Here is a 1,034-nt window from a genome sequence, read left to right as displayed (position 1 = left end):
TAAAAGCATAGAAGTTCAGAGGGCTTGTATGAAAGAAAGAGAATTCTATGTTGCGTTTCTGGAAAGATTGGAAAAGTTATAATTGACTGGAACAGAAACGGAAAATGACAACGATGAGACATATATATAATTATTTAGGAGGGACATAAATGGCAGGTATAAATGTGAATGGTATAGGAAGAAATCCGTATGCTGACAGTTACTTAACTTCTGCAAAAAACAGAAGTAATACTACATCAAAAGATACTTTTGTAAATGCGGTGAAGAAAGTAGAGGAAAGTAAAAATTCAGCGGATACAAGTAATGTGATGTATCCGGGAGATGTGACGATTGATTATCCACCTCGGATAAACAATGCTGTAAACAATAGCGTGGTTTCTGAAAAATCAAAAGATGAGATGTCACTGGATGAGTATAAACAATGGGTTATGAATCAAATATCTCAATTTCCCGTAAGCGGATGGGTTCGTTCCACATTTTCTTCAGGGTCGATTGTGATTAAGGAAGAAGCTTTTGAAAGAATGAAAAACGATCCTGAATATGAGAACTATGTTTTGAACAGAGTTCGTTCAGCATATTCCGTTCAAGGCTTACCGGTAGGATCAAATAATGTTGGCTTTGATGTTATTGGAGCGTCACCGGAAGAATGTTACGGTTATGCAGGTCCAGTAGGAAAGAGTGGATCAGAAACAGCGAATGACGGAGAATCTTGGTGGGAGAAGCGCCACGAAAGAATGGAAGAACTTATGAAAGAACAGGAAAAGGAAGCAGTAAAAAGAGCACAGGCAAGACGAAAAGCTGTACAAAACGAATATCTAAATAGCCAGTTGGCGGCGGCAGCATATGAGAAAAGCAGTATTATTTTACCGGATAATCCTGTTATACTGTAGGCTCATCTTTTGACAGGAAAGCATAAGAATACAGGTAAGATATTTTTCGGGAGGAAGGATAAGAAATGGAAATAAACAGTAATCATTCTACATATGGGGCGGCATTTCGTCAAAAACCGATTTTTTTCATGTCTGGAAAGGAAA

The 1,034-nt window shown here is 37.8% G+C and carries 1 protein-coding gene; it reads left to right on the top strand.

Translation table 11 applies throughout. The features are described from left to right. The first annotated feature begins 149 nt into the window (after positions 1-149). Entirely contained in the window at positions 150-890 is a 741-nt protein-coding gene (locus H8S17_RS16135; protein WP_186867895.1) for a hypothetical protein, read from the top strand. The last annotated feature ends 144 nt before the right edge of the window (positions 891-1,034 follow it).

The organism is Roseburia zhanii (genome assembly GCF_014287635.1).
GTDB classification, from domain to species: domain Bacteria; phylum Bacillota; class Clostridia; order Lachnospirales; family Lachnospiraceae; genus Roseburia_B; species Roseburia_B zhanii.
Note: the sequence above shows the minus strand (reverse complement) of the source record. Positions and strands in the feature narration are given on the sequence as shown.

Bases quoted from the DNA above. Each gene is read 5' to 3' on its own strand.
- H8S17_RS16135 (WP_186867895.1), top strand. From the start codon at position 150: ATGGCAGGTATAAATGTGAATGGTATAGGAAGAAATCCGTATGCTGAC.